Origin of the sequence: [Clostridium] symbiosum (assembly GCA_036419695.1) — a bacterium.
GTDB lineage: Bacteria > Bacillota > Clostridia > Lachnospirales > Lachnospiraceae > Otoolea > Otoolea symbiosa_A.
In genome coordinates, this window is the sequence record CP143946.1 from 2,207,871 (window position 1) to 2,232,612 (window position 24,742).

A 24,742-nucleotide genomic window follows, 5' to 3' on the forward strand; every position below is an offset into this window, starting at 1 on the left:
GTTATAATATCAGCATGCTAAGACAGCATAGAAACACACAAGGAGAAGGCAGATGAATATTTTATTTTTTTTAACACCTAAAAGCGAAGTTGCGTATATAAATGACGATGATACATTGAGACAGGCACTGGAAAAGATGGAATACCACAAATATGCGGCTGTCCCCATCGTTAACCGCCAGGGGAGATACATAGGTACGCTGACGGAAGGAGACTTGCTTTGGGGCATAAAAAATAAGTATGATCTATCGCTTAGAGATGCGGAACGCATCCGCATTACGGAGATCCCAAGAAGATCGGATAATAAGCCGGTATTGGCGGACTCGGATATGGAGGATTTGATTGACAAGGCCCTGAACCAGAACTTTGTTCCGGTACTCGATGATCAGAAGAACTTTATCGGAATCATTACGAGAAAAGACATCATCAAGTATCTCTGCAAGGAGAAGGAAAGGGAACTTAGGACAGGAAAAGAAGTGAAATAATGAGCCTTTAAAGATACGAAAGTAACGCCGGCCGCGCTTTCGTATCTTTTTTAATATCATAGGAAAGTGCTCCTATGATATTAAAAGCCCTCCGGGCAGGATGCGCACTCGTGCGAAGATGTAATATGCCGCTATGCGGCCGTGCTCGGCGCGAGAGTCCGGCGAGCGGACTCTTTCTTGTGTCACATTGTTGGTTGCGACATAGAATAAAGTATAAGTGCTCAGGAAAGGTTTAATGAATATGAATTGTTTTAATCCTCAGTGTTCAGACGGAATGGATTTCAGAAGACAGGATTCCAGGTCTGATATGTCAAACTGGTATGCTGATCAGGGTTATCCACCCTGCGGAATGCCGCCAAGAATGATACAGCCCCCAAGAGAATCAGGTTCCCGTCCATCGGGCCGCGCTCCATGGATGCCCGCGGAACCAGGCTCCATGTCCTCCGGAACCAGGAATATGTCCGACAGAACGGGCGGGGTGAGGGCAGGTATGAGATCCACTCCAATGCCGGCCGATATGGGAACTGCTCCGGCCGATATGGGAAACGCACCAATGCAGTCTAACATGGGAACCGCACCAACGAATATGGGAACAATGCCAACGAATATGGGAACAATGCCATCAAACATGGGAACAATGCCATCGAATATGGGAACGATGCCATCAAACATGGGAACAATGCCGGCGAACATGGTTACAATGCCGGAAAACATGGAAACAATGCCGGCAAATATGGAAACAGTTCCGGAGACCACAACTACGGTACCGTCAACGGGCAATATGCCGGCAGGAAGCGAAATGATACCGGAAACACAGCAGAACACGATGTTCTGTGAAGATCTGGACCGTTTTCCGATCGGTATGGGCTATGTCCCGATGCAGAGATGGTCACAGCCGTCCCCGATCGACGAAGGTTTTTCCAGGGGGACCATTTTTGCTGAGCTGGATCTGCCGTTTGTAATGGGGAGGTGCATGTAAAATGAATGAAACTGCCAGAATGTTACTTCAGAGAATCGACGAAGCCAGTTTTGCCGTGGACGATATCGTTCTGTACCTGGATACGCATCCCGATGATTTGAACGCTCTGAATTATTACCATTATGTAGCCCAGATGAGAAGAGAAGCGATGGATGCCTACCAGGCACAGTTCGGGCCGCTTCAGACGGATGGGGTAGAGAGTGATTCATCATGGACGTGGCTGACGGACAGATGGCCATGGGAAGGAGAGATGTAAGGTATGTGGAAATATGAAAAACGTTTACAGTATCCGGTAAAAATTACACAGTCAAATCCCCAGATGGCGCAGTTCATTATGAGCCAGTATGGCGGCCCCGACGGAGAAATTGGAGCTTCCATGCGCTATCTTTCCCAGCGATATTCCATGCCGTATAAAGTGGGCAAGGGACTTTTGACAGACATCGGAACCGAAGAGCTGGCACATATGGAAATAGTGGCGGCGATCATTCATCAGCTGACACGGAACCTGACCCCGGAACAGATCAAGGAATCAGGATTCGGTCCCTATTATATCGACCATACAACCGGTATCTGGCCGCAGGCCGCAGGTGGGATCCCGTTCAATGCATGTGAGTTCCAGTCCAAGGGAGATCCGATTACCGATTTCTTTGAAGACATGGCGGCAGAGCAGAAGGCAAGAACTACCTATGACAACATTCTCCGCGTCGTCAAAGATCCGGATGTATGTGATCCGATCCGTTATCTGAGAGAGCGTGAGGTTGTTCATTTCCAGCGTTTCGGCGAGGGACTCAGAGATCTTCAGGAGCATCTGGACAGTAAAAATTTCTATGCCTTCAATCCGTCGTTCGACAAAGTACGCAGCGAATAAAAAAGTAAAAAATTTCCGTTTGGCCTCCGCACATAATTTTTTGATATTTGCAGATAATAATAAAAAATCAAAGGAGGCATACTCATTATGGTAACAAACGGAAAAAATATTTGTATCGAATGTTCTATTAACAACTGTGCATACCACGCAAAAGACGAGAACTACTGCACATTAGAGAAAATCAAAGTTGGCACACACGAGGCGAACCCAACCAAGAAAGAATGTACAGACTGCGAGTCTTTTGTTAACAGAGCATAAACAGCGTCTCATTGTTCTTCCTTTATAAAAAACTGTCCGGAATCCTGGCGATTGCGGGCAGTTTTTTTGTGTTGAGTGGCAATGAAAAGTTCGCGAAGCGTGCTTTTCGCTGTTGAGTGGCAATGAAAAGTCTGCGAAGCATGCTTTTCGTTGCTATGGTAAATTGTGTCTAAGGATTAAATATAATCATATGCAGGACAGCGGTCTCATTCCCGATATTTTTATAAGAATGCATGCTGTCGGCTTTAAAACGGATGCTTTCACCTTTACCTATAACAAATTGCCGGCCGTCGGTATCAATTTCTATGTCCCCGGTAAAGACCGTGATAAATTCCACGGCTCCTTTAAGATGCGGTTCCGACTTCCAATAGCTTCCCTCTTTCAGTTCCAGATAGTAGACCGCAAATTTGCGGTTGTCATCATCCGGGAATATAGAATAGTTTTTTACATTTCCCTGATCCTCCAGAAGCGGCTGCAGCTCCGACGTTTTTACAATTTCATATGGACTTTCGGGTCGGACGGTCAAAGCGTCAAAAGGAACACCCATGCCATTGGAAATTTTCCAAAGCGTTGAGATAGTTGGGTTCCCTTCCCCGCGCTCGATTTGTGCAAGCATGCTCTTGCTGACGCCGCTCAGTCTGGAAAGCTCGTCCATGCTCAATTTGTTCTTTTCACGAAGCCCCTTAATGTTCTTCGCAACAATTTGATTCATAGAGTCCAAAAATATCACTCCTCCCTATTGATAATATAATGAACAAGATGTATTATTATATCGTACACATGCAATATATTGCTCGTTTCATATTATTATAAAGTTTTGTGTCCGGTTTGTAAAGAGGAAAGGAGAATTATAATGAAAAAAATGGTTGAAAACTTTTTCAAATGGTGGCTTTCGATTCATCCGGGTAAGGTATTGATTTCGGAGAGATGGTTGAACCTGGGGAAGAGCGGGGGAGAACGGAAGTGATATGAACAGAGAGCATTTTTCCTCCTGGTTGGGATTTATAATGATTACCGCGGCCTGTTCGATCGGTTTAGGTAATATCTGGCGTTTCCCTTATATTACGGGGAAATATGGCGGTGCGTCCTTTGTTGTGCTTTACATGGTTTTTCTGGTAATCCTGGGCCTTCCCATCGTAGTGATGGAATTTGCCGTTGGCCGGGCCAGCCAGAGAAGCACGGCCCTGTCCTTCAACCTGCTGGAGCCGAAGGACGAAGTGGCATTATTTCAAATATGCCACCATTACCGGAAATTATTTATTAATGATGTTTTACACTGTCATCAGCAGCCAGGAAATACATCAGTTATTTCCTGCCGCTGATCGTCCTTCTTATTTTTATTAGCGGCTATTCTTCTTTTTTTAAATAAGATTTTTTTATGGAAGTTGGGAGGTTTTTTGAAATGTTTCACATAACAGATTTTCTGATTTACTGTTTTATAACCGCATATACGCCGGGTGCCAACAACCTGATGTCGATGAGTAACGCGATCCGGGTCGGCTTCCGCCGCAGCTTGCGCTTTAATATAGGGATTTTAGCCGGGTTTGGAATTGTGATGTCGGTTTGCACCTTGTTTAGCGCCACTCTGTACTCGTTTCTTCCGAAAATAGAAATGGTGATGAAGATTCTGGGTGCTGTCTACATGCTGTTTCTGGCCTGGAAGATTTGGAAAAGCGCTGTTAAGCCGGATGAGAAGGATGGGAAAGAGGTGGGATTTTTATCCGGAATGGTTCTGCAATTTGTCAACCCGAAAATTTATATTTATGCCATCACAGCAATGACGCTCTATATTCTGCCTGTCTACCACTCCGTCGCGGCTATGATGGGATTTACTGTCCTTTTGGCGGTGATTGGCGCGTCGGGCTCTTTTATATGGGCAATGTTTGGTTCTGCATTTTGCAAATTCTTTGCGAAACATACGAAGGCGGTAAATTTTGTCATGGCATTGCTGCTTGTTTATTGTGCCGTTGCATTATTTCTTTAATAGCTGCCGTTTTCAAAAGGACAAGGAATTCCGCTTGCGGGATTTTTGCGCTGCCGCGCGGTTGCTTCAGCAACGATTTACCTCTGCGCGGCATGTGCATCCTCGCGGAGTGTTTTTTTGATTCATAGGATGCAATTTCCTATGAATCAAAAAAGCTGCTGCAGTAACTGCAACAGCTTTAATGACCTGTCCGGGAATCGAACCCGGGTTTACGCCGTGAGAGGGCGTCGTCTTGACCGCTTGACCAACAGGCCTTATCTTTGAATCGAGGCGACGTGATTCGAACACGCGACCTCTGCGTCCCGAACGCAGCGCTCTACCAAACTGAGCCACGCCTCGATGTCGTTTAATGGCGAGCGAGTTATATCATACCACCATTTTGCAGAAAAAGCAAGAAAAAAAGCAAAAAAATAAATATTTTTTTTCGGGCCGTCCATACTAACAATGAGGTGAATAAGATGGATGAGAAAATGAGCTGGAAACAGAGCGAAGAATTACAGGAAAAAAAGAACCTGGAGAAGTTCAACAGCATTACCCAGAAGGTAAAACCGGAGAACCAGAATCAGACCCACAACGTGCGTAAGGAAGCTGTGGATACGAAAATGAGACAGGTATAAAAAGCCCTCCGGGCAGGAGCGCACAGCGGCAGACGGGAATGAAGCCGCTGATGCGTCCATATTCTGCTAATATTAGTACATAAACAATATCTGTTTCCATCAGGAAGCGGGTGGGGAGACCGTGAGTCCGGCTCCGTCGCTTGTGATGGTAATGGTGCCGGATTCATCGGTGCGCAGAACTGTAATATCACGTTCTTCAAGGCGTTCCAGTACGGCTTTGCCCGGATGGCCGTAGGAATTATCGCGGCCGCAGCTGATGACCGCAATGGATGGATTCACCCTGTCTAAGAGTTCATCACCGGTGGAAGTGGGGGAGCCGTGGTGACCGACGCAGAGTACATCTGCCGAAAGATCGGGCCAGTATTCCGTCATTTCTTTTTCGCTTTCTTTCTCCGCGTCTCCCATGATGAGGAATGAGGTATCTCCATAGACGAGACGGATTGCAATAGAGTAATTATTTACATCGTCATACCGGTCCGAAAGCGGGGCCAGGATTTCAAAATATCCGCCTCCCAGGGGATAACGCTCTCCCGGCGTCGGATGTTTTATTTCTTTTTCAAGCTCCTTAACCATGTTGATAAATGAACCGTATATCTTTGTCTCGGTTTCGTAATCCGGTCCCAGGATCAGGGCCGTATTGAAAACATTGAGCGCTCCCACGAGTCCGTTTAAATGATCGGCGTCATAATGGGATGCAACCAGATAATCGAGGCCGGTGACGCCCTTATCCTTCAGATAGGCGACCACGAAGGAGGAGGCTGTCCTGTCTCCGCCGTCATACAGCATAAAATGCCCGTCCGCATTGATCAGGATAGACAATCCCTGGCCGACGTCCAGAAAATTCATTTCCAGACTGCTTCCATCCGGAAACTTAAGGTCATCACCGCCGGCCGATGAACCGTCTGCCCGATCCGGGTTGAACCCCGATCCGGTATGATTACCCGGAAGAGAACCGGGCGCTGCGTCGGAAACAGCCTCGGAGACTGCGGTATAGGCGCTGCGGAAATCAGAATCCTGGCTGAGGATTCCGGTAATCCTTCCGGAAATGGAATCCGGCAGCAGGCCGAAGAGACAGAGCAGCGCAATCAGGATAAACGCAGCTTTTTTGATGTTTTTTTGGTCATTACGTTTCTTTTTCGTCATTTGTGTCCTCCTTTGGTGCCATCAAAATAATAAGCCGTATTAGTATAAATGATTTACAGATAACTGTAAACCTTTCTGTACTTCCAGATCAGCGCCGCAGCCAGGAGGCAGGCGAGAGCCTCGGCGGCCGGGGTGGCGAACCAGACGCCCGTGATCCCAAAGAGGGAAGAAAACAGAAGGATAGCCGATACAAGCAGCACAAGCGTACGCATAAAAGAGAGGACAGCCGACAGGGTGCCGTTGCCAAAGGCGGTAAAGAGCGCCGATGTAAAAATGCTGAACCCTTTAAACAGATAGCTCATGGCAAAAATGCGCAGTCCCGTCCGTGCCAGTTCGTACACCGTGCTTCCGGCCGGTGAGAAAACAGCGGCGAGTTGATCGGCACAGAGAACCGTTCCCACGGTCATGATAACGCCAACGCCTGTACAGAAATAAAAACTCAGCCGGAACAGCTTTTTAAGTCTGCTCTGATCGCCCTTGCCGTAATTATAGCTGAAGAGCGGGGCCACGCCGATGGAATAGCCCAGGTTTATGGCAATGAGCACAAAGTCAAGGTACAAAAGGATGGATATGGCGGCAACGCCGTCCGGTCCCACCAGACGCATCATAATAATGTTAAATAACAGGGTCGTGACACTGGTGGAAAGATTGCTGACCATCTCTGAGGAGCCGTTTGTCATTGCCCGGATCAGGTTTGGAATAGAAACCTTCGGCTTTACAAAATGCAGGGGTGCCTCTTTATGGCGTGCAAAATAGTAAAGCCCGAATACGGCGGCGATAAAGTAACCGATTCCCGTTGCGATGGCGGCGCCGGCCACTCCCATATGGCAGACCGCAATAAAAAAGTAATCGAGAAACACATTGGCGAGCCCGCTGGCCAGTGTTACAAGAAGGCCGATACCCGGTTTTCCGTTTGCAACGAAAAGGCTTTGAAACTGCACCTGCAGCAGGCTGAAGGGCAGAAACAGGACAATGGGAAGCGCGTAGTCGCGGCAATAATCAAAAACAGCGTCATTGGCGCCCAGCAGATGGATAATCTGCCCGAGGAAGAGATAGGAGAGCACGGAAAAAGCAATGCCCAGCCCGATTGTGAACAGGATAATAAAGGTCACAATCTGGTTTGCTTCTTTCTGCCGTCCTTCCCCCAGCTTCCTTGAAACGATGGCCGTGGTTCCGGTTCCGAACATCGTGCCCAGGCCGACAACCACGCTGATCAGCGGGTATATAATATTGACGGCGGAAAATGCGTTGGTGTTGACAAGGCGCGATACGAAAATTCCGTCAACAATCGTGTAGAGTGACATTACAACCATCATAAAGATAGACGGCAGGGTAAATTTAAGGATTGATTTCAGGGTGATGTCCCTGTTCAGTTCATTGTTCATCGGTTAATTTCCTCCAGTTATATCCGGAAATGGTCTCAAGGATATCTCCAAACAGATCCAGTTGTTCTTCCGTATATTTGTTTCTTAGCTCGGCTTCCGCTTTCTGGAAGATCCGGTCATAATTTTTCATAAGTTCACCCGTTTCAGGGCTGAGCTTTAAGTAGTACACACGTTTATCGAATGTACTCTGTTCCTTTTGAACGATCTTCTGCCTCACCAGCTCATTAATCTTAATGGTGACGGCCGACTTTGTAATATGCAGCATCTCGGCCAGCCTGCTGACCGTGCAATTTTCCGTCTGTTCAATCACATTGATATAGAGAAGGCTGTTGTAGGAAAGGCCGTTATAATAATCGCTTCCATTCATCAGCTGCAGCTCATACAGGGACATATGATAATAGAAGCTGTTCATTTTTTCCGTGATTCCCATTTTTTAAACTCCTTTAGTTTGACAAATTTAATTAAATATGCTTAACTATATTACTTCTAAAAAAAATATATGTCAATCACTTTCGTTGACTTTTTCTGAAATCGTGATATAATAGCCTCATGAGTTTTGTAATGCAGATATGGTTCATTGGTAGAACGCCAGCTTCCCAAGCTGGAAAGGCGGGTTCGATTCCCGTTATCTGCTTTAATTAAGTATCGACAAACTTTAATACAAAAATGGCGCTCCGGTTTGGAGGGCCATTTTTGTATATCTATCTGAAAAACGGGTAAATATGGTTTTTCCGGGTATTGCCTTACTGGTTCTATTTGCTGCAATACCGTTTTACCATCTCCTAAAATTCCCATTCGAACGGAGAAATTTATATTTTGATTTATTTATATAAGGCCGGCCGGCACAGTTCCAGGAACAGACCGGCCGGCTTTTTTCCTCCGTACAGCGGGCGGCTAATCCGCACTTGAAGTATCAGGGCACAGACAGTCTTCAAACAGGCCGATTTTACTTGACAGAATCATCTCCAGCATCGTGATCGCGTCGGTCATGGAACGCACCGACTTATTGGTCTGCAGCAAAAGATTAGTGGTAACGCAGGGGTCGGCGATAATCCGCTGGAGCTTTTCGCCCTCCGCATTCAGAATGTGAGCCAGGCCGGCCTCCTCCAGAGCCACGGATTCAATCAGGTCGCTGACGGCCTGTTCTCTGGGGCCGCGGATCGGGGTGACGACGGTGGAGGTGTTGTTGTCCGGGTTAGGATCCGGGGTGGTGGAGGTTACCTCTGCCGTATTCGTCAAAGCGCCTGAGACTCCTGAGGTAATGGTTCCACGGATCAGGATCGTCCGCGTTTCTCCGGGGGCAAGTGTGCCTAAAGCCAGGAAACCGGGCCATGGCAGGAAGGCAGTGCCGCTGTCGACGGAAAATTCCGCGCCGGTGAGCGCTGAAGGAACCGCGTCGGTCAGAACTGCGTTCTCCGCGGCATCAGGCCCCAGGTTAGACACGGCAATGGTATAGGTCAGTTCTCCCCCGGGAGTGATCTGGCTTGGACTGGCTGTTTTTACCACCGCCAGATCGGCTGCTTCACCGATGGCCACCTCCACAGTGGAGGTATTATTCTCCGGATTCGGATCCGGGGTAGTGGATGACACAACGGCCGTGTTGGAAAACGGGCCTGAGACACCAGGACTGACGGTTCCACGAATCCGGATAATCTGCACCTCTCCGTCGTCGAAGGCGCCCAGGTTCAGAGAACCGGCCCATGGCAGAAAGACGCCGCCGTTGACGGAATACTGCGGATTCAGGATGGCGGCGGGAACCGCGTCGCTAAGGACTACGTTCTCCGCGGCATCAGGCCCCAGGTTGGACACGGTGATGGTGTAAGTCAGGATTCCGCCCGGTAATACGGGGGTGGGGCTTGCGGTCTTCACCACCGCCATATCGGCCTCAGCAGCCACTATCTCCACGGGCACTTCGTTGGTACCCGGCCTGAAAATGAGCGGAATTCCGCCCTCCACAGGCGTATAGGAATAGGTGACGTCCGCACTGTTCAGGGTGGGGTTAGGGCTTGGTATAAAGTCTGCCCTGGCCTCAAACCTGACAGTGACGGTCCCTCCACCGGGCACATTGGGCAGCAAAAATCCGATGTCCGGGTTAGCCGTCGAATCGGGTATACTGTTGATTGTCACACTGCCGGGAACAAACGACAGACCGTCCGGAACGGCATCCCGGAAAAAGACCTCGGTCAGAGGGTTCTCACAGGTGTTGGTCAGAGTTACCGTGTATTCTACGGTTTCCCCGACGTTCACAACCGGTGCACTGACGGTTTTGACCGGTATGAACTCCGGAACCATAATTTCATTCAGGGCAATGTCGTCGATTGCGTAATCATTGCCAATCACCTCGGGACCCTCGCTGAGGAATTCGACCGTCAGGCTGGTGTTGCCCTGGGAGTTGATAACGCTTCCAATCTGTTTCCATTCCGGGGCGTTTGGGTTGGGTGGAATGAGCACACCCAGCGTTGCATCATAAAGTATATTATTATTCTGATCCAGGATACGGACACCCAGCTCGGGATTGGGGTAGCCTGTAACCTTGAACAGGTTCAGTATCCACGCGGTAAACAGGTAATTCGTATTCGGAGTCACCGTAACCACGTCACGAAAGAAAACAGCGCCCGGATTAAAGCCGTTGACCACCATCATCCGTCCGGTTTCATTGCCTGCGGTATGGTCTGCGATCCGCCACCATGCGCCAATCACCTCGCTCAGTGCGTCGTTCATAATGTTCTGCACGGTATATTCCCCGCCGGCGGGGGTATAAGTGTCCGGATTGGGCAGTACATAGGTGAAATCCGGAGTGACGCCGGGATAAGGTTCCACAGGCGCGCCTGTGTTGGCCGGCGTACCTTGAGGAAAGGTGCCGAAGGTTCCGTTGTCGGCTGCATCAATCAGATTTCCGCCGGTAATGGCGGCACAGGGATCCAGAAGGGTCTGAACCGGTGTATAAATAACAGGGCCGTTGAAGAAATCCCGGTTTATCAGATCGGCTCCGGATACCGTGACGAGAAGCGTGTCCGGAGTGACGGAATCCAGATTGGTTGAGCCGGGGGGCGGGTTGGCGGCGGAGCTGATGGGGGGATTAACGCCCTGGGGGATACTCCCCGCAGCCGCAGCGGTAAAGTTTCCCGGTGTGGGAACACCGCCCAGCGTACCATAGGATTCCACGATTCGGTAATCGCCGTTCGGCACATTGATAAAAGAATAGTTTCCGTTGGCATCCGTTAAAACGGTCAGCCTGGCGGTAGTTACGATATCTTGAAGAACAATAGGGATATTCGCAAGGCCGGAATCGCCCGAAGAAAACGCGGCGCTTCGGTCCCTGTCGAAAATCACTCTGCCGGATATAGTTGCCATATGATTTGTACCTCCTGATAGGTTCGTATAATATAATGGATAAAAACTGCATTTACACTGAAATTAATGTCAATTTAGTAATAGCTCAAAAATTTGCGTATACTGCTGACAATATATTATATGCGACGGAGTTAAGGATTGTTTATAAGCCGGTTCCCGCGTTTCTTCCGGGCAACACAAAGGCGGGACCCATATGAGTCCCGCCCCGCGTTCAAAAAGATTTCAAAAAGAGTACAAACATTCAGGAAACCTGGTTTATTTCCATCTGTTATTGAGCTTTTCATGTACGTCGTACCACATTTCGGCAGCCTCGAAACCGCCGTCTTTCTTTGCAGTAAAACGATAGGTGTAAACGTCGTTGTCGTAAAGCTGGATGGACGGAATCGTCACATAGGAATCCTCATATTTTCCGTCCTCATCAACATAGTCGCCTGTTGTTGAATCAATACTTAAGGTTTTCTCAAGCAGTTCCGCAGCCGTATAGGTTGTTCCCTTGCCTTCGTCCAGAGTGATGGACTTAACGGAATCATCGGAGTTAAACGCTACCGCCACTTTATCTTCAGAGATAGAAGCGTTTTCAATATTAAAGCCCTTCTTACCCTTCTGAATCTTGCCCTTGCTGTTTACAAGATAAATCTTGTCGTTGTAGAAGACCAGACGGTTTTCGTCATCTGCGGTAAGTTTCTTGCCGTTGAAGTAAAGATAACCGCTCTTTTCTCCGTTGAAGCCCTGGCCTTTCTTGCCGTTGCTTGTATTGAAAAGGAATTCATAGCTGTCGTCGTCACAGTCTACGTTTGCAACTTTTCCGAATACCGGGTATCCGTTTTCATTGAAGTAATAGAAGCCCTTGTCATCCGGTGAGTACTGAAGTCCGGTCAGGTTGCGGCCGTATTCGTCAAATGCATAGTACTGTTTGCCCATCTTGTCGCTGTCTACCTTGATCCGTTTTACATATACAAGGCCGTCGTCGTCCTTGACGCGCGTATCCTTGTAAGAATCCGCCCGTTTCGCCTTACCGTCTTTGAAGTAGTACCAGTAAGAGTCATCGTCGGTCTCCGTATCGATGGAACCGCTGATCTCGTACCAGCCGTTGGCTCTCCATCCTTCCTCAACCGCGTTTGCATAAAGCATATGGTCAATCTGGGAGGAACCAGGCGTAGCCGCATTTCCATCCAGGCTTGCATTCGGCTGGCTGGCCGGAGCGGCTCCGGCAATCTTTCTGTCGTTGACCCACTCGTAAAGCATCTGGCCGTGCTCATTGAAATAGTAGTAACGGCCGTTGATTTTCTTTTTTTCGGCGTCCTTTGTCAGCTTACCGCCGGCGCCAAACCAGTACCAGCCCTCGTCGTCACATGGGTCTGAGCTGTCGTCCGTACAGTCAAGGGCATTGGCGGCGCTGTTGTTGTCATCATCCTCGCTGCTTGGGCGTTCCAGCCACAGCCACTGATTGTCTTTTCTGGTACCATCGTCCTCATCACCCAGATAGTAGACATTGCCGTCCTTTTCATACCATCCGGTCGCCATCTTTCCGTCTTCATCAAAATAATACGTTTTCCCGTTAATTTTTTTAGAAGTGGATGTCAGCTTATGGCCCTTACTGTCAAAGTAGTACCAGTAATCGCCGTCCTCGCCGGGATCATCCCCCTCGCCGGATAATACCTTAATCCAGGAATTAACGAGTCTCATGCCCCGTTCGTTGACGTAGCTTTCATCATCAACCCAGGACATGGTCAGCATGTCGCCCTCGTCATCGAGGTAAAACCAGCTGGAACCGTCTTTTCTCCACTCACTGGTCACCATGTCGTCATCCGAATCATAATAATGCCAGACTCCGGAATCATCTTTTTCCCACCCGGCGGCGTAAGACGTCATGGAAGCGCCCATGGCAAGTATTGCTGCCACCCCGAGCATGGGGACTAATCTTGTTTGTCTTTTCATTAATAAATGCACACTCCTTTTTGTATTTCTGAATTTCCTGAAATCGGCTTTTGGCCGCTGTGCTTCTGCGCATTGACCTGCGCCGGTTTCAAGATGTTTTCATCATACCGTGCAAATCTTAACCGTTTCTAAAACCTTTTTTAATGATTCTAAAGTAAAAAATTCGTAGGAAGTATGTACAGAAATGTTAAGAAAAAATTGAAAAACGTAAATATTGGTTATGATACAATCCCTGTGGCGGGCTCGGAGCCATATTTTCCGGCTCTGCCGGATGGAGGGAGAAAGTCATGAGTAAGGCAAACATTTTAGTAATAGAAGATGATGAGGATATCCGCGAGGGGATCCGTATTTTGCTGGAGAGTGAAGACTACCGTATTACGGAAGCCGCCGACGGCTGGGAGGGATTAAGGCTTCTGGCTGACGATACGGACCTCGTCATATTAGATATTATGATGCCCGGCATCTCGGGCCTGAAAACATGTGAAGAGATAAGAAAGATATCGTTTGTCCCGGTGCTTTTCCTGACGGCAAAGGCCCAGGAATCCGATAAACTCATTGGCCTGATGGCGGGAGGGGACGATTATCTGACAAAACCTTTTTCCTATGCAGAGCTGCTTGGAAGAGTGAAGGCGCAGCTTCGGCGTTACCAGATTTACCGGGGCAAGGAGGAGGAAACGGTACGGACGGAGGAACGGTATATTGAATCGGGCCGGTTCCGTATTAACGAAAATTACAATGAATTGTTTGTGGACGGGGTGGAAATCAACCTTTCCGATATTGAATACCACATTCTGCTTCTGATGATGCAGAATCCGAAACGCATTTTTTCCGCCCAGAACCTCTATGAGAGCATCTGGAGCGAGCCGTATTTCTATTCCTGCAACGCCACCGTGATGGTGCACATCAGAAACCTCAGAAAAAAGGTTGAGAAAGATCCGCAGAACCCCGTGTCCATCACGACGGTTTGGGGAAAGGGGTACCGGTTTGATGAATAAAATAAAGCTGGCGAAAACAGATACGATCTATTACCGTTTCCTGAAATTACTGGCGGCCGCGCTTGTCGCCGCCCTGCTTTTTTTCCTTCTGCTCAATTGGAGCGGAAGCATTATGCTGCGTTCCTACTTTGAAAAAACAAATTATATGGAGCGGGAGAACCAGAGGAGGGTTGATGATTTCAGAAGCTATGTGGAAAAAAACAAGCTCACCTCCATGGATTCGGACCGGTTGTCCGAATGGGTGAACCGCCAGTCCGTAGTCTGGATGCAGATTTACCGTGACCATATCCTGCTCTATGATTCACAGTTTCCCTATATGAAAGCTAACCCGGAGTTCCATGTAAAAGGAGAATTTTATGAATGGGAATCCTACAAGGTCGTCGATTTCCAGGACGGACCGGCGCAGGTTTTCCTGACGGGCATGTATACCTACCAGTTCTTCAATTACGCGCTGATTGTCGAATTCTTTCTCTCCTTCCTTCTGTTTACCGGAATTATCATGGCGGGGATACGAAGTTCCATGAAGTATATCAGGACCCTCAGCGCGGAGATCGGGATTCTGGAGGGTGGTAATCTGGATTACCGCATCACGATTATGGGAAATGATGAGATGACGGTGTTAGCCAGGGGACTGGACAATATGCGACGCTCCATCCGCGATCAAATCCGCCAGGAGACGGAGCTGATCCGCCTCAACCAGTCCATGATCACAAGTCTGTCCCACGATCTGAGGACTCCTTTGACGGCGCTTCTCATCTATACGGAGATCCTCAAAAATGAGATTGACGCCGATCGGAAACAGATGCAGAAATGGGTCCGGAAAATCGATGTAAAGGCACATCAAATCAAAGACATGGCCGACTGTATTCTGGAATACTCCCTTCAGAAAAAGAAGACTGAGCTTGTCACTCTGGAACAGAAGAGTTTCCGTTCCGCATTCTTCGACATCCTGTCCGAGACATGCATCTGCCTGGAACAGAGCGGATTTACCGTCCGGGCTTCCCTTTTCTGGGAGGACAGGGAGATATCCGTTGATCCGAAATACGTGACCAGGATCCTCGATAATATCAGCTCCAATATTATTAAGTACGCCTCCGCCGGGGAGCCGGTGAAACTGTCTGTATTTTACGGTCCGGACGGCTGCGGCTTCCTGTTTGAGAACGCGAAGCAAAGCGACACATCCCAGGTGGAAAGCGTAGGCATCGGCGTCCGGAATATCTGCGAAATGATGGAGGCCATGGGCGGATGCTGCGAGGTGGAGGAGTCGGAAAAAATATATCGGATCCGATTGACCTTTGTTCTGCAAAACAGCGCGGAAAGTGCTCAGAACTATGCGCTTAAGCAGCCCGCCGCGGACAAAGAATCCTGCGTCCGGACTCTTTCTTCCGGCTGAAAAGGTATTAAATACGGAGATGCGAGTATATTTTCTGAAAATTTAATTATTCTAACAATTTCTAAAAAAATGTCTTAAGAAAATGTTAATAAAAATTTGTTAGCTAGCTAAACATTGCGGATTCAGTGAATAGCTGTTATACTATAAAAGAATCAGAAACAGAAGAGTATTACAAAAAGTTGACAGACAGGAGGGGTTACATGAAGAAGAAAAGAACGGTAGCTGCTGTTCTGGCAATGGTGTTGACCTTAGGGGCAGGGCTGGCCGGGTGCAGTACAAAATCGAAAGAGATTGTATTTGCCGATGTAGGCTGGGACAGTGTCCGGTTTCACAATGCGGTGGCGGGTCTGGTGGCGGAGTCTGCTTTTGATTATTCCTGGACTGAGATGCCGGGTTCCACTCCAATCATGCATGAGGCGCTTAAGAGCGGCGAGATTGACGTGAATATGGAAGAGTGGACCGACAACCTGGCAACCTATCACGAGGACAGGGATGCAGGGCTTTTTAAAGATTTGGGAACAAACTTCGGGGATAATACCCAGGGGTTCTATGTACCAAGATATGTGATAGAAGGTGATCCCGAGCGCGGCATTGCACCGATGGCGCCGGGGTTGAAGACAGTACAGGACCTTAAGAAATATGCCGACGTATTCCCGGATGATGAGAATCCCGGAAAAGGCCGCATCTACGGAGCGATTCCCGGATGGGAAATCAACGAGGTTATGCAGAAGAAGGTGCAGTATAACGGTCTCGACAGTCAGTACAATTATTTCCAGCCCGGCTCCGACTCGGCGCTCTCGGCGGCATTCACCTCAGCTTATGAAAAGGGCGATCCAATCGTTGGATATTACTGGGAGCCGACCTGGCTGACGGGTAAGTACGATCTGGTGCTTCTGGAAGATACGCCATATGTGGATTTGGAGAAGTTTAAAGCCGGAGAGACGGCTTGTCCTTCCGTCGACGTCACCGTTGGCGTAAGCAACCAGTTCTATGAAGCGGAACCGGAGTTCTGCGAATTCCTTGAGAAATATCAGACAAGCAGCGCCCTGACATCGGAAGCGCTTGCGTATATGCAGGATACGGGCGCCGACTACGGCGAAGCGGCGAAGTGGTTTTTAACCGAACACAGCGAATTTATTGACCAGTGGCTGCCGGAAGATAAGGCGGCCGAAGTAAAGGGCGCTCTCGGCCTGGTGGAAGAGAAGCCAAATTACTTCTTTGAATTCCCGTTCGTCATTCCGATTGATGTAAGCGCCTTTGATTCCGCCGTCAAAGCATTTGCGGGCCAGGCCAGCGTATTTAAGGCAATCAGGAACGGGCTCAACGTACTTATTAATGTGTTAAATGCCATTCTCAACCTGATTCCGTGGTGGCTTCTGCTCGTGATCGTTTTCTTCGGCGGATACAAGCTGAGCGGCAAACTGAGAAACGGTTTTATCTATTCCGCCCTGCTTTTCCTCGTGGGAGTGATAGGACTTTGGGATTTGATGTATGAGACGCTGTCGATCGTGCTGGCGTCGGTGGTGATTTCACTTCTGATTGGCCTTCCCGTGGGAATCCTGATATCGGGAAGTGAGAAGGCGAATGTGATTATCCGGCCGATTCTCGATACGATGCAGACGATGCCCGTATTCGTATATCTGATACCGGCAACCCTGTTCTTCGGACTGGGCAAGGCTCCGGCCGTTATTGCGACGACAATCTATGCAATCGTACCCGTTATCAGGCTCACCAGCCACGGTATCCGGCAGGTGGATCCGGAGGTGGTCGAGGCCGCGCGTTCCTTCGGTTCGACGAAGATGCAGTGTCTGTTCAAGGTCCAGATACCGCAGGCTCTTCCGACCATTCTGACCGGCGTTAACCAGACGCTGATGATGGCCATGGCCATGGTAGTTACCTGTTCGATGATCGGCGCCTCCGGTCTGGGAATGGAAGTACTGATCAGTGTAAACCGTACGGAGATCGGAAGAGGGCTTCTTTCCGGTACGGCGGTTGTAATTGTGGCAATCCTCATGGATCGCCTGACTCAGGGATGGTTTAAGAGAAAGGAGGAAAATGCGGATGGCAGAAAATAAAGTTACCGGTACCGTTACCAGTACCGAGAAGGAAAATGATTATATCTTACAGGTGAAGAATCTGACGAAACTCTATGGAGCCAACAAGGCTGAGGCGGCCAAGATGATGAAAGAGGGCAAAAACAAGGATGAGGTATTCCGGGAAACCGGTGTCACCGTGGCCCTCTGGGATGTGAGCTTCAAGGTGAAGCGGGGAGAAGTCTTTGTCATCATCGGTCTCTCCGGTTCAGGCAAATCCACGGTTGTCAGGATGCTGAACATGCTGAACAAACCGACCAGCGGCCAGGTAATCTACGAGGACAGTGAGATTGACACCTTCAGCAAGAAGGATTTGAATGAATACCGCCGCGATAAGATTTCCATGGTGTTCCAGAGCTTTGGCCTGATGAGCCACAGGGATGTCCTGGGCAATGTGGCCTACGGCCTGGAGGTCAAGGGAATTCCCCGGGTGGAGCGGGAACGCAGGGCGACGGAGATTATTGAGATGGTCGGCCTTAAGGGGCATGAACACACCTCGATCGGAAGCCTGTCGGGCGGCATGAGGCAGAGGGTCGGCATCGCAAGGGCGCTTGCCAACGATCCGGAAGTGCTTCTGATGGATGAGCCGTTCTCGGCCCTGGATCCTCTGGTCAGGAAAGATATGCAGTTCGAGCTTCTGTCTATCCAGAGAAAGTTGGAGAAAACCGTGGTTTTCATCACCCACGATATCAACGAGGCGTTTAAATTAGGAGACACCGTCGCGATTATGAGGGACGGCCGCCTGATTCAGGTGGGCACCCCGGAAGAGATGAGCGCCAACCCCGCGGACGATTATGTGCGGGAATTTATCAACAGCGCGGATATGACAAAGGTGCTGTGCGCCAAACATGTCATGATCGTCCCCTGCGTGGTCCGTGCGACGGATTCCCCGGAGTATGCGCTCAGGGAGATGAAGAGCAACGGTGTGTCCACGGCCTATGTGGTTGACCGCCATATGAAATTCCTCGGGATTGTCAACGTTGAGGCGGCCATCCGGGCGAGAAGGGAAGAGAAATCCCTGAAAGAGGTTTACGTTACGGATGTGGCGACCACGACGAAGGATACGGTAATCAGCGACATCCTGCCGATCGCCGCGGAGGCGAAATATCCGATCGCCGTACTGGAAGCAGACGGCAGCCTGGTGGGAATTGTATCGAAAGCGTCGGTACTTTCCTCACTGATGTAATGAAAAGGAATGTGGTAAGGAAGGCCGGCGGCATGACAGACGGCGGCAAAGATAATAGAACTTGAAGAAAAGTTAACGATTAAGACCGGTTAACAAAGTGATAAAAAGTCGGCCGTTTCCGCCGCTTCCGTGCGGAAACGGCCGCTTTCTGCTCCCTGGAGGCTTTGAAACAGGTGGATTTATGCCTTTTTTTGTACGGACACTTGAAATGGTTTCCACAGTATGATATTGTGTTCTTTCCTTATTGAAAAAACAGGATATGGTGGTATAATAGGAAAATAGACATACCAGACAAAAACGTACAGACTTGAATTGGATGTACACACGGAGGAAATTATGGAAGTTATCATTATCGGGTGCGGGAAAGTCGGAGTTACACTGGCCGAGCAGCTGGTCAGGGAAGATCATAACGTTGTAATGGTCGATACATCGGGAGAGAGGTTGAACAGCTTTTCGGAAGATATTGATGCCATTAAGCTGGTCGGGAACGGAGCCAGCATCAGCACCCAGTTGGAGGCCGGAGTTCAGACAGCCGACATTCTTATCGCAGTGACCGGCTCGGATGAGCTGAATCTGTTTTGCTGCCTGATTGCCAAGAAGGCGGGCAAGTGCCATACGATTGCCAGGGTCAGAAACCCCGTTTACAGCAACGATATTGGCTTTATCAAGGAGCAGCTGGGAATTTCCATGATTATCAATCCGGAGCTGGCGGCAGCTACCGAGATTTCCAGGATTCTGCGTTTCCCTTCCGCGATCAAGATCGATCCCTTTGCAAGGGGAAAAGTAGAGCTTTTAAAGTTTAAGATTAAACCGGAATTCCGCATGGACGGCATGACGGTCATGGATGTGGACAGCCAGCTCCGCTGCGATGTCCTGATCGGAGCGGTGGAGCGCGGGAATGATGTGACGATCCCGGACGGCAATTTTGTACTCCATGACGGGGATATGGTATCGATTATCGCATCTCCGAGAAATTCCATGGAATTTTTCAGAAAGATAGGGATACAGACCAACCAGGTTAAAAATACGCTGATAGTGGGCGGAGGCACGATTGCCTATTACCTGGCCCAGCAGCTCTCTGCAATGCGCATTAAGGTGAAGATTGTGGAGAAGGATAAGAAGCGGTGCGAGCTGCTCAATGAACTGCTGCAGGATACACTGGTTATTAACGGCGATGGCACGGACAGGCGGCTCCTGATGGAAGAAGGGCTGACAAACGCCGAATCTTTTGTCACGCTGACCAACATGGATGAGGAGAATGTCTTCCTTGCCCTGTTTGCAAAGGAGAATTCCAAGGCAAAGCTGGTTACCAAGGTGAACCGGATTGCCTTTGATGAGCTTATCGGTGCGCTGGACATCGGCAGCGTCATTTATCCGAAATACATTACGGCGGACTACATTCTTCAGTATGTAAGAGCCATGCAGAACTCGATTGGCAGCAACGTCGAGACTCTGTATCACATTCTGGATGGCAACGCGGAGGCGCTGGAATTTTCCATCCAGGAGGATTCCGCTGTGACGGATGTGCCCCTCATGGAGCTGAAATTGAAAAAGAACCTGCTGATTGGCGGCATCAACCGCGACGGAAAGATCCATATTCCGCGAGGACAGGATAGTATCCGCAAGGGTGACACTGTTATTGTCGTGACAACACAAAAGGGATTACAGGATATACGGGATATTTTGAAAAAATAAAAGGAGCTGAATAAGAGATGAATTATTCCATTATATTTTATATTATGGGGTGGATTTTGAACTTTGAGGCGGCTTTTATGGTGCTTCCCTGTATCGTAGCCCTAATCTACGGGGAACAGGCCGGCTGGAGCTTTGTTATTACCATGGCTCTCTGTCTGGTCATCGGCATTCCTCTTGTTATCAAGAAACCCAAAAAACAGATTTTTTATACCTCGGAGGGATTTGTGACAGTGTCCCTCTGCTGGATTGTGCTGAGTATTATGGGCGCGCTGCCGTTTTTATTCAGCGGCTCCATCACCTCACCGGTAGACGCCCTGTTTGAGACCGTATCCGGTTTTACGACAACGGGTGCGAGTATCCTGAGCGATGTGGAATCGCTGCCGCGATCCATCCTCTTCTGGAGGAGCTTTACCCACTGGATCGGCGGAATGGGAGTGCTCGTCTTTATACTGAGCCTGCTTCCCCTGACGGGCGGAGGCTCCCATATGAACCTGATGAAGGCGGAGAGCCCAGGCCCGTCCGTCAGCAGGCTTGTGCCCAAGGTGCGCCTTACGGCCAAACTGCTTTATTCCATCTATCTGTTCATGACAGTGCTGGAAGTACTGTTTCTTCTCGCGGGGAAAATGCCATTTTTCGACGCGATTACCATCACCTTCGGAACGGCCGGAACCGGTGGATTTGCCATTAAAAACAGCAGTATCGCCGGCTATTCGCCCTATCTTCAGAATGTGGTGACTATTTTCATGATCCTGTTCGGTGTCAACTTCAGCGTTTATTTCCTTATCTTCATGAAAAAGATAGGGCAGGCCCTGAAGATGGAGGAACTGCGCTGGTACCTGATTATCATCGCCGCGGCGATTGGAATCATTACGTTTAATACGGCCTCTCTTTATCCAGGGTTAGGGGATGCGTTCCATCATGCATCCTTCCAGGTTGCCTCGATTATCACCACGACGGGATTCGCCACCCAGGACTTCGACCTGTGGCCCCAGGCATCCAAAACCATACTGGTCATGCTGATGTTTGTAGGGGCCTGCGCAGGCAGCACTGGCGGCGGAATCAAGGTATCGCGTCTTGTGGTGCTGGTTAAGACGGTGAGAAAAGAACTGGTTCAGTTCCTTCATCCCCAGGCGGTACGTAAGATTAAGATGGACGGGAAAGTGGTGGAGCATGAGGTCGTGCGTTCCATCAATGTCTTTATGGTTGCCTATACGCTGCTGTTTTCACTCTCGGTTCTCCTGCTGGCATTCGACGGGGAGGATCTGATTACGAACTTTACGGCGGTTGCCGCCACGTTCAACAATATCGGCCCGGGACTCGAACTGGTCGGACCGTCGAAAAACTTTAGTATTTTTTCGGATCCCGCCAAGCTTGTCCTGATTTTCGATATGCTTGCGGGAAGACTTGAGATTTTCCCTGTCCTGCTGTTATTCTCCCGGGAGACCTGGAAGAAATTTTAATCAGAATTGTTCTACGGCATTATTTAAGATATCGATGAGCCTGAGCAGTGTCTGGCGGTCGGCCGCTTCCAGAATAAGCCGGTTCCCTTCCCGGTACAGATCGGCAAACATACTGATCTGACGGACGGGACCGATAAATCCGGAGCGGAGTTCTTCCGCTCTGGCAGCATTTTTGCAGATTGCGGCGGAGGAGAAAAGGCCGTTTGGTTCCTGAGTGATTTTGTCAATGTCGAACATAAATTTGCACCTCGCTGTTTTTCTCTTTTTATACCATCAAAGACACTGGATTTGAGAAAGGATATGCCTGATGGATATATTGTTTTTTTTGATAGGATGTCTGTTTCTGGCTGAGACCATTGATCTGTTCTGCAGCAAAGATTTCCTGATTTTCATATCTGATACGATTAACCCGGCCGACTATGATATAAAAAAGGTGTACTCGGTTGAAAAATGGCTGTTTGCCATTGATACTCTGACCAGCTTTTCCATCGCCTTCCACCTTGGAGGGACGGCGGGAGACTTCCTGATGCTGGGACTCATTTTCCTGACCATCATCGGACATTGGTGGGTCTTTAAAAGCCCCAAGTTCCGGGCCCCGGGAAAACCGGCAGGGAGAAAAAACGGCAGGAAGAGCATAAAATAAAAGCTGAATAAAGGTTTGCGTATATGCAGTTTGGCTAGTACCTTATATGGCACCGGAGGGATCCGGTGCTTTTTTAATTGTGCCATGAACCATGCTGTGGAATGAAGGCAGCGCCCGTGTACGAAGACAGAGTTTGTGAAACGAAGGCGGCATCCGTGATGCAAAACAGCCGTCAATGTTACAAAACGGTCTTTCTCAGAAGGCATTTCCCCTGTCCCTGTATTCCGGTAACACATTGTCCCTATGTACATACTATATACTATAAAGAGATACAAAAAAAGGAGATTTTAATTATGTGTTGTTTTTTTAATAATAGATGCGTTTGCTGCTGTAGAAATAATAACTGGGGCTGCGGATGGGGATGCAATAATAACAATAACGACTGGCGCAGAAGCAGGGCTTACAGAGCCGGTTTTAACGATGGTTACGCAGTAGGTTTCAGAGATGGTTTTAATGCTGCTTCCGGTTCCGGCTGTGGCTGCGGTTGCAATAACAACTGGAGAGGTGATAACTGGAGAGGCGGTGTATCACCTCTCAATGAATCCGAGGGCTGCGGCTGCGACAACTAAATGACGGTTTGCCCTTTCACAAAATATTTACCGCGAGTTCAAAATATATTCACATTTTCTACAAACAGAAGTCACAATTAGAAGATATACTAAGAACATAAAGATAAAGCAAATGAATTGAAAAAAGCAATAGATAAAAGAAAATGAATTAATCAGACATTCAGAATAGTAATATTTTTTTCATAATAAGCCGGATGGTCACTGGACCACCCGGCTCCTCCTTTGTTTTGACAGATTTTTGTTCTAATTTTACGGATCCTGGCATATATATTAATGATCCGGGAAAAACTGGTAAGAGGAAAGGAGACGAAATAACTATGCCAAGAGGAAAAAGAAAAACGTGTACGGAAAAACTGTGTGAGGTCAGGGAGATGATAGAGGCTCTTGAAACACAGATTAAAGATTTGAAAGCAAAAGAAAAAGAGCTTCTGAAAGAAAGAAGAGAGGAAGACTTAAAACATATTGCCGATATTCTGGAGGAGAGAAATCTGACGCCGGACGAACTGGCCGGGATACTGGATCAGATGTCCCCGGCCGAGCGTGTAAGGCTGGTCTCCCATGTGGATCCCGATGAACAGGCGGAGTGGCAGGCCGTTTAAGAACTGCCCTGTCCGGCCGTTCAGTCGGCCAGAAGACCGAGATGCAGGCAGGCGCGGTAGATGCCGTCCTCAGCAATGGAGGAAGTCACATAGTCGGCGGCCTCTTTTAATTCATCAACTGCATTGCCCATGGCAATGCCGGTGCCTGCTTTTCTGATTACTTCCAGATCGTTCATGCTGTCCCCGAAGGCGATCGTGTCGGAGAGATCTTCTTTTTCTCCGAAATATTTGGCCAGACGGGTAAGGCCGTCCGCCTTTGAGATTCCACGTTCCATAACGTCGGCTCCGCGGCGTCCGGCAAAGAGCGGCATGCTGAGATCCGGAAATTCTGCTTCAACCCGGCGTACCTGTGATTCCTCGCCGATAAAGGCCAGGGTGCGGATGTTCATATCGAGCATCTGCCATGGATCTTTAAAACGTCTGCCGCAGCTTCCCCAGGCCCTGATATCGCTGGCTTCGATAACTTCGGGATGAATATAAAAATCGTCGTCCCCCAGCGTCATACCGATACCATAGCCCTCACGGTCGCAGTAGCAGAGGAGATCCTTCAGGAGTTTCTTGTTGAAATGATGCTCGAAAATCAGAGTATCGCCGACGGTTATCTTCGTTCCGTTCATGTGGACGATGGCATCCGGCTGAACGATGTCACGGTAAATGCTGCTGTAGTAATTATCCATATCGCGTCCGGTTGCGAGCACGATTTTATGTTTTTTTCTCAGTCTGTCGATTGACTCAAGAGCGCTGGGAGTGATTTTTCCGGTCTTGTGGTCGAGCAGTGTCATGTCGAGGTCAAAACTGATCATTGTGTATCCGCCTTTCTGGAAATTTATGTTTTTGTTGCCTTATGTGATTGTGCCAACATACCGAATATATGAGAATTCATATAAAGTATGTTTCTTTATGACGATGTGGCCGGCTCAGATTGACAGCACACCGGGCCGGGTGTTTTTATTATATCACAGATGGCCGGGAATTTCAGGATAGGAAGGCAAATTTCCAGCCCTTCACCTGCTTTTCATAAGAAATATTTTTTAAATTTTATTAAACAGGAAAAATACAATTGATTTTTTTGAATTTTTTGGTATAATAATAAAGCAGA

At 48.7% G+C, this 24,742-nt stretch carries 23 protein-coding genes, 3 tRNA genes and 2 pseudogenes; 18 read left to right on the forward strand and 10 right to left on the reverse strand.

Annotation, left to right across the window (positions count from 1 at the left end; all coding sequences use genetic code 11):
• The first annotated feature begins 52 nt into the window (after window positions 1–52).
• From V3C10_10105 to V3C10_10125, 5 genes are all read left to right on the forward strand, one after another.
• Window positions 53–484, forward strand: coding sequence for a CBS domain-containing protein (locus V3C10_10105; GenBank protein WVP64135.1), 432 nt, complete (start codon window positions 53–55; stop codon window positions 482–484).
• Window positions 485–974: 490 nt separating this feature from the next.
• Window positions 975–1,463, forward strand: coding sequence for a spore coat associated protein CotJA (locus V3C10_10110; protein WVP64136.1), 489 nt, complete (start codon window positions 975–977; stop codon window positions 1,461–1,463).
• Between the two features lies 1 nt (window position 1,464).
• Window positions 1,465–1,719 (forward strand): spore coat protein CotJB, encoded by a 255-nt coding sequence (locus tag V3C10_10115; protein ID WVP64137.1) that lies wholly within the window; start codon window positions 1,465–1,467, stop codon window positions 1,717–1,719.
• Window positions 1,720–1,722: 3 nt separating this feature from the next.
• The gene (locus tag V3C10_10120) at window positions 1,723–2,331 is read left to right on the forward strand and encodes a manganese catalase family protein (protein WVP64138.1); all 609 of its coding nucleotides are present in this window, start codon (window positions 1,723–1,725) and stop codon (window positions 2,329–2,331) included.
• Between the two features lie 87 nt (window positions 2,332–2,418).
• On the forward strand, window positions 2,419–2,589 hold the full coding sequence (locus V3C10_10125; protein WVP64139.1) for a DUF1540 domain-containing protein: 171 nt from the start codon (window positions 2,419–2,421) through the stop codon (window positions 2,587–2,589).
• 169 nt (window positions 2,590–2,758) lie between these two features.
• On the opposite strand, the gene V3C10_10130 is transcribed toward V3C10_10125, so the two are convergent.
• Window positions 2,759–3,310: an XRE family transcriptional regulator gene (locus tag V3C10_10130; protein ID WVP64140.1), complete on the reverse strand. Its 552-nt coding sequence runs from the start codon at window positions 3,308–3,310 to the stop codon at window positions 2,759–2,761.
• A gap of 247 nt (window positions 3,311–3,557) precedes the next feature.
• Between V3C10_10130 and V3C10_10135 the strand changes: the two are divergent.
• Both V3C10_10135 and V3C10_10140 read left to right on the forward strand, forming a co-directional pair.
• A pseudogene (locus V3C10_10135) lies at window positions 3,558–3,873 on the forward strand (sodium-dependent transporter).
• Between the two features lie 118 nt (window positions 3,874–3,991).
• A complete protein-coding gene (locus tag V3C10_10140) occupies window positions 3,992–4,573 on the forward strand; it encodes a LysE family transporter (GenBank protein ID WVP64141.1) in 582 nt (193 codons plus the stop codon).
• Between the two features lie 182 nt (window positions 4,574–4,755).
• On the opposite strand, the gene V3C10_10145 is transcribed toward V3C10_10140, so the two are convergent.
• Both V3C10_10145 and V3C10_10150 read right to left on the reverse strand, forming a co-directional pair.
• Window positions 4,756–4,827 (reverse strand) — tRNA-Glu (locus tag V3C10_10145).
• An 11-nt stretch (window positions 4,828–4,838) separates the two neighbouring features.
• Window positions 4,839–4,912, reverse strand: a tRNA-Pro gene (locus tag V3C10_10150).
• A 119-nt stretch (window positions 4,913–5,031) separates the two neighbouring features.
• Between V3C10_10150 and V3C10_10155 the strand changes: the two genes are divergently transcribed.
• Window positions 5,032–5,190: a hypothetical protein gene (locus tag V3C10_10155; protein ID WVP64142.1), complete on the forward strand. Its 159-nt coding sequence runs from the start codon at window positions 5,032–5,034 to the stop codon at window positions 5,188–5,190.
• A 99-nt stretch (window positions 5,191–5,289) separates the two neighbouring features.
• On the opposite strand, the gene V3C10_10160 is transcribed toward V3C10_10155, so the two are convergent.
• From V3C10_10160 to V3C10_10170, 3 genes are read right to left on the reverse strand one after another with little or no spacing between them, the layout of a single operon-like run.
• Window positions 5,290–6,333 (reverse strand): ComEC/Rec2 family competence protein, encoded by a 1,044-nt coding sequence (locus V3C10_10160; protein ID WVP64143.1) that lies wholly within the window; start codon window positions 6,331–6,333, stop codon window positions 5,290–5,292.
• Between the two features lie 53 nt (window positions 6,334–6,386).
• Window positions 6,387–7,718, reverse strand: a complete 1,332-nt coding sequence (locus V3C10_10165) for an MATE family efflux transporter (protein WVP64144.1) — start codon at window positions 7,716–7,718, stop codon at window positions 6,387–6,389.
• On the reverse strand, window positions 7,708–8,148 hold the full coding sequence (locus V3C10_10170; GenBank protein ID WVP64145.1) for a MarR family transcriptional regulator: 441 nt from the start codon (window positions 8,146–8,148) through the stop codon (window positions 7,708–7,710). The genes V3C10_10165 and V3C10_10170 overlap by 11 nt, the downstream gene beginning before the upstream one ends.
• A 133-nt stretch (window positions 8,149–8,281) precedes the next feature.
• Here V3C10_10170 and V3C10_10175 point away from each other — a divergent pair.
• Window positions 8,282–8,352: transfer RNA gene (locus V3C10_10175), tRNA-Gly, on the forward strand.
• Between the two features lie 536 nt (window positions 8,353–8,888).
• Here the strand turns inward: V3C10_10175 and V3C10_10180 are convergent.
• Window positions 8,889–11,072, reverse strand: a pseudogene (locus V3C10_10180) (SdrD B-like domain-containing protein).
• Window positions 11,073–11,327: 255 nt separating this feature from the next.
• Window positions 11,328–13,010: a glucan-binding protein gene (locus V3C10_10185; GenBank protein ID WVP64146.1), complete on the reverse strand. Its 1,683-nt coding sequence runs from the start codon at window positions 13,008–13,010 to the stop codon at window positions 11,328–11,330.
• Between the two features lie 287 nt (window positions 13,011–13,297).
• Between V3C10_10185 and V3C10_10190 the strand changes: the two genes are divergently transcribed.
• The 6 genes from V3C10_10190 (at window position 13,298) to V3C10_10215 (ending at window position 21,832) form a co-directional block, all read left to right on the forward strand.
• A complete protein-coding gene (locus V3C10_10190) occupies window positions 13,298–14,005 on the forward strand; it encodes a response regulator transcription factor (protein ID WVP64147.1) in 708 nt (235 codons plus the stop codon).
• A complete protein-coding gene (locus V3C10_10195; protein WVP64148.1) occupies window positions 13,998–15,398 on the forward strand; it encodes a HAMP domain-containing sensor histidine kinase in 1,401 nt (466 codons plus the stop codon). The genes V3C10_10190 and V3C10_10195 overlap by 8 nt, the downstream gene beginning before the upstream one ends.
• A 200-nt stretch (window positions 15,399–15,598) precedes the next feature.
• Complete coding sequence (locus V3C10_10200; GenBank protein WVP64149.1) at window positions 15,599–17,473, forward strand: glycine betaine ABC transporter substrate-binding protein; 1,875 nt, start codon at window positions 15,599–15,601, stop codon at window positions 17,471–17,473.
• Window positions 17,460–18,677, forward strand: coding sequence for a glycine betaine/L-proline ABC transporter ATP-binding protein (locus V3C10_10205; protein ID WVP64150.1), 1,218 nt, complete (start codon window positions 17,460–17,462; stop codon window positions 18,675–18,677). The genes V3C10_10200 and V3C10_10205 overlap by 14 nt, the downstream gene beginning before the upstream one ends.
• Window positions 18,678–19,013: 336 nt before the next feature.
• A complete protein-coding gene (trkA, locus tag V3C10_10210) occupies window positions 19,014–20,372 on the forward strand; it encodes a Trk system potassium transporter TrkA (GenBank protein ID WVP64151.1) in 1,359 nt (452 codons plus the stop codon).
• Window positions 20,373–20,389: 17 nt separating this feature from the next.
• Window positions 20,390–21,832, forward strand: a complete 1,443-nt coding sequence (locus tag V3C10_10215; protein WVP64152.1) for a TrkH family potassium uptake protein — start codon at window positions 20,390–20,392, stop codon at window positions 21,830–21,832.
• On the opposite strand, the gene V3C10_10220 is transcribed toward V3C10_10215, so the two are convergent.
• Window positions 21,833–22,069, reverse strand: a complete 237-nt coding sequence (locus V3C10_10220; GenBank protein ID WVP64153.1) for a hypothetical protein — start codon at window positions 22,067–22,069, stop codon at window positions 21,833–21,835.
• Window positions 22,070–22,139: 70 nt separating this feature from the next.
• Between V3C10_10220 and V3C10_10225 the strand changes: the two genes are divergently transcribed.
• The 3 genes from V3C10_10225 to V3C10_10235 all read left to right on the forward strand — a co-directional run bounded on the left by V3C10_10225 (window position 22,140) and on the right by V3C10_10235 (window position 23,643).
• Window positions 22,140–22,475 carry a hypothetical protein gene (locus V3C10_10225; protein ID WVP64154.1) on the forward strand — a complete coding sequence of 112 codons (336 nt, stop codon included), beginning with the start codon at window positions 22,140–22,142 and terminating at the stop codon, window positions 22,473–22,475.
• Between the two features lie 293 nt (window positions 22,476–22,768).
• Window positions 22,769–23,044, forward strand: a complete 276-nt coding sequence (locus V3C10_10230) for a hypothetical protein (protein WVP64155.1) — start codon at window positions 22,769–22,771, stop codon at window positions 23,042–23,044.
• A gap of 317 nt (window positions 23,045–23,361) precedes the next feature.
• Window positions 23,362–23,643 (forward strand): hypothetical protein, encoded by a 282-nt coding sequence (locus tag V3C10_10235; protein ID WVP64156.1) that lies wholly within the window; start codon window positions 23,362–23,364, stop codon window positions 23,641–23,643.
• A gap of 20 nt (window positions 23,644–23,663) precedes the next feature.
• Here the strand turns inward: V3C10_10235 and V3C10_10240 are convergent, their stop codons facing one another.
• Complete coding sequence (locus tag V3C10_10240) at window positions 23,664–24,446, reverse strand: HAD family hydrolase (GenBank protein ID WVP64157.1); 783 nt, start codon at window positions 24,444–24,446, stop codon at window positions 23,664–23,666.
• Between the last annotated feature and the right edge of the window lie 296 nt (window positions 24,447–24,742).

Coding starts and splice junctions, on each gene's coding strand:
- V3C10_10140 (WVP64141.1), top strand. CDS start 3,992: ATGTTTCACATAACAGATTTTCTGATTTACTGTTTTATAACCGCATAT.
- V3C10_10120 (WVP64138.1), top strand. CDS start 1,723: ATGTGGAAATATGAAAAACGTTTACAGTATCCGGTAAAAATTACACAG.
- V3C10_10125 (WVP64139.1), top strand. CDS start 2,419: ATGGTAACAAACGGAAAAAATATTTGTATCGAATGTTCTATTAACAAC.
- V3C10_10220 (WVP64153.1), bottom strand. CDS start 22,069: ATGTTCGACATTGACAAAATCACTCAGGAACCAAACGGCCTTTTCTCC.
- V3C10_10235 (WVP64156.1), top strand. CDS start 23,362: ATGCCAAGAGGAAAAAGAAAAACGTGTACGGAAAAACTGTGTGAGGTC.
- V3C10_10195 (WVP64148.1), top strand. CDS start 13,998: ATGAATAAAATAAAGCTGGCGAAAACAGATACGATCTATTACCGTTTC.
- V3C10_10165 (WVP64144.1), bottom strand. CDS start 7,718: ATGAACAATGAACTGAACAGGGACATCACCCTGAAATCAATCCTTAAA.
- V3C10_10240 (WVP64157.1), bottom strand. CDS start 24,446: ATGATCAGTTTTGACCTCGACATGACACTGCTCGACCACAAGACCGGA.
- V3C10_10115 (WVP64137.1), top strand. CDS start 1,465: ATGAATGAAACTGCCAGAATGTTACTTCAGAGAATCGACGAAGCCAGT.
- V3C10_10200 (WVP64149.1), top strand. CDS start 15,599: ATGAAGAAGAAAAGAACGGTAGCTGCTGTTCTGGCAATGGTGTTGACC.
- trkA (WVP64151.1), top strand. CDS start 19,014: ATGGAAGTTATCATTATCGGGTGCGGGAAAGTCGGAGTTACACTGGCC.
- V3C10_10205 (WVP64150.1), top strand. CDS start 17,460: ATGGCAGAAAATAAAGTTACCGGTACCGTTACCAGTACCGAGAAGGAA.
- V3C10_10225 (WVP64154.1), top strand. CDS start 22,140: ATGGATATATTGTTTTTTTTGATAGGATGTCTGTTTCTGGCTGAGACC.
- V3C10_10190 (WVP64147.1), top strand. CDS start 13,298: ATGAGTAAGGCAAACATTTTAGTAATAGAAGATGATGAGGATATCCGC.
- V3C10_10170 (WVP64145.1), bottom strand. CDS start 8,148: ATGGGAATCACGGAAAAAATGAACAGCTTCTATTATCATATGTCCCTG.
- V3C10_10215 (WVP64152.1), top strand. CDS start 20,390: ATGAATTATTCCATTATATTTTATATTATGGGGTGGATTTTGAACTTT.
- V3C10_10110 (WVP64136.1), top strand. CDS start 975: ATGAGATCCACTCCAATGCCGGCCGATATGGGAACTGCTCCGGCCGAT.
- V3C10_10185 (WVP64146.1), bottom strand. CDS start 13,010: ATGAAAAGACAAACAAGATTAGTCCCCATGCTCGGGGTGGCAGCAATA.
- V3C10_10160 (WVP64143.1), bottom strand. CDS start 6,333: ATGACGAAAAAGAAACGTAATGACCAAAAAAACATCAAAAAAGCTGCG.
- V3C10_10230 (WVP64155.1), top strand. CDS start 22,769: ATGTGTTGTTTTTTTAATAATAGATGCGTTTGCTGCTGTAGAAATAAT.
- V3C10_10155 (WVP64142.1), top strand. CDS start 5,032: ATGGATGAGAAAATGAGCTGGAAACAGAGCGAAGAATTACAGGAAAAA.
- V3C10_10105 (WVP64135.1), top strand. CDS start 53: ATGAATATTTTATTTTTTTTAACACCTAAAAGCGAAGTTGCGTATATA.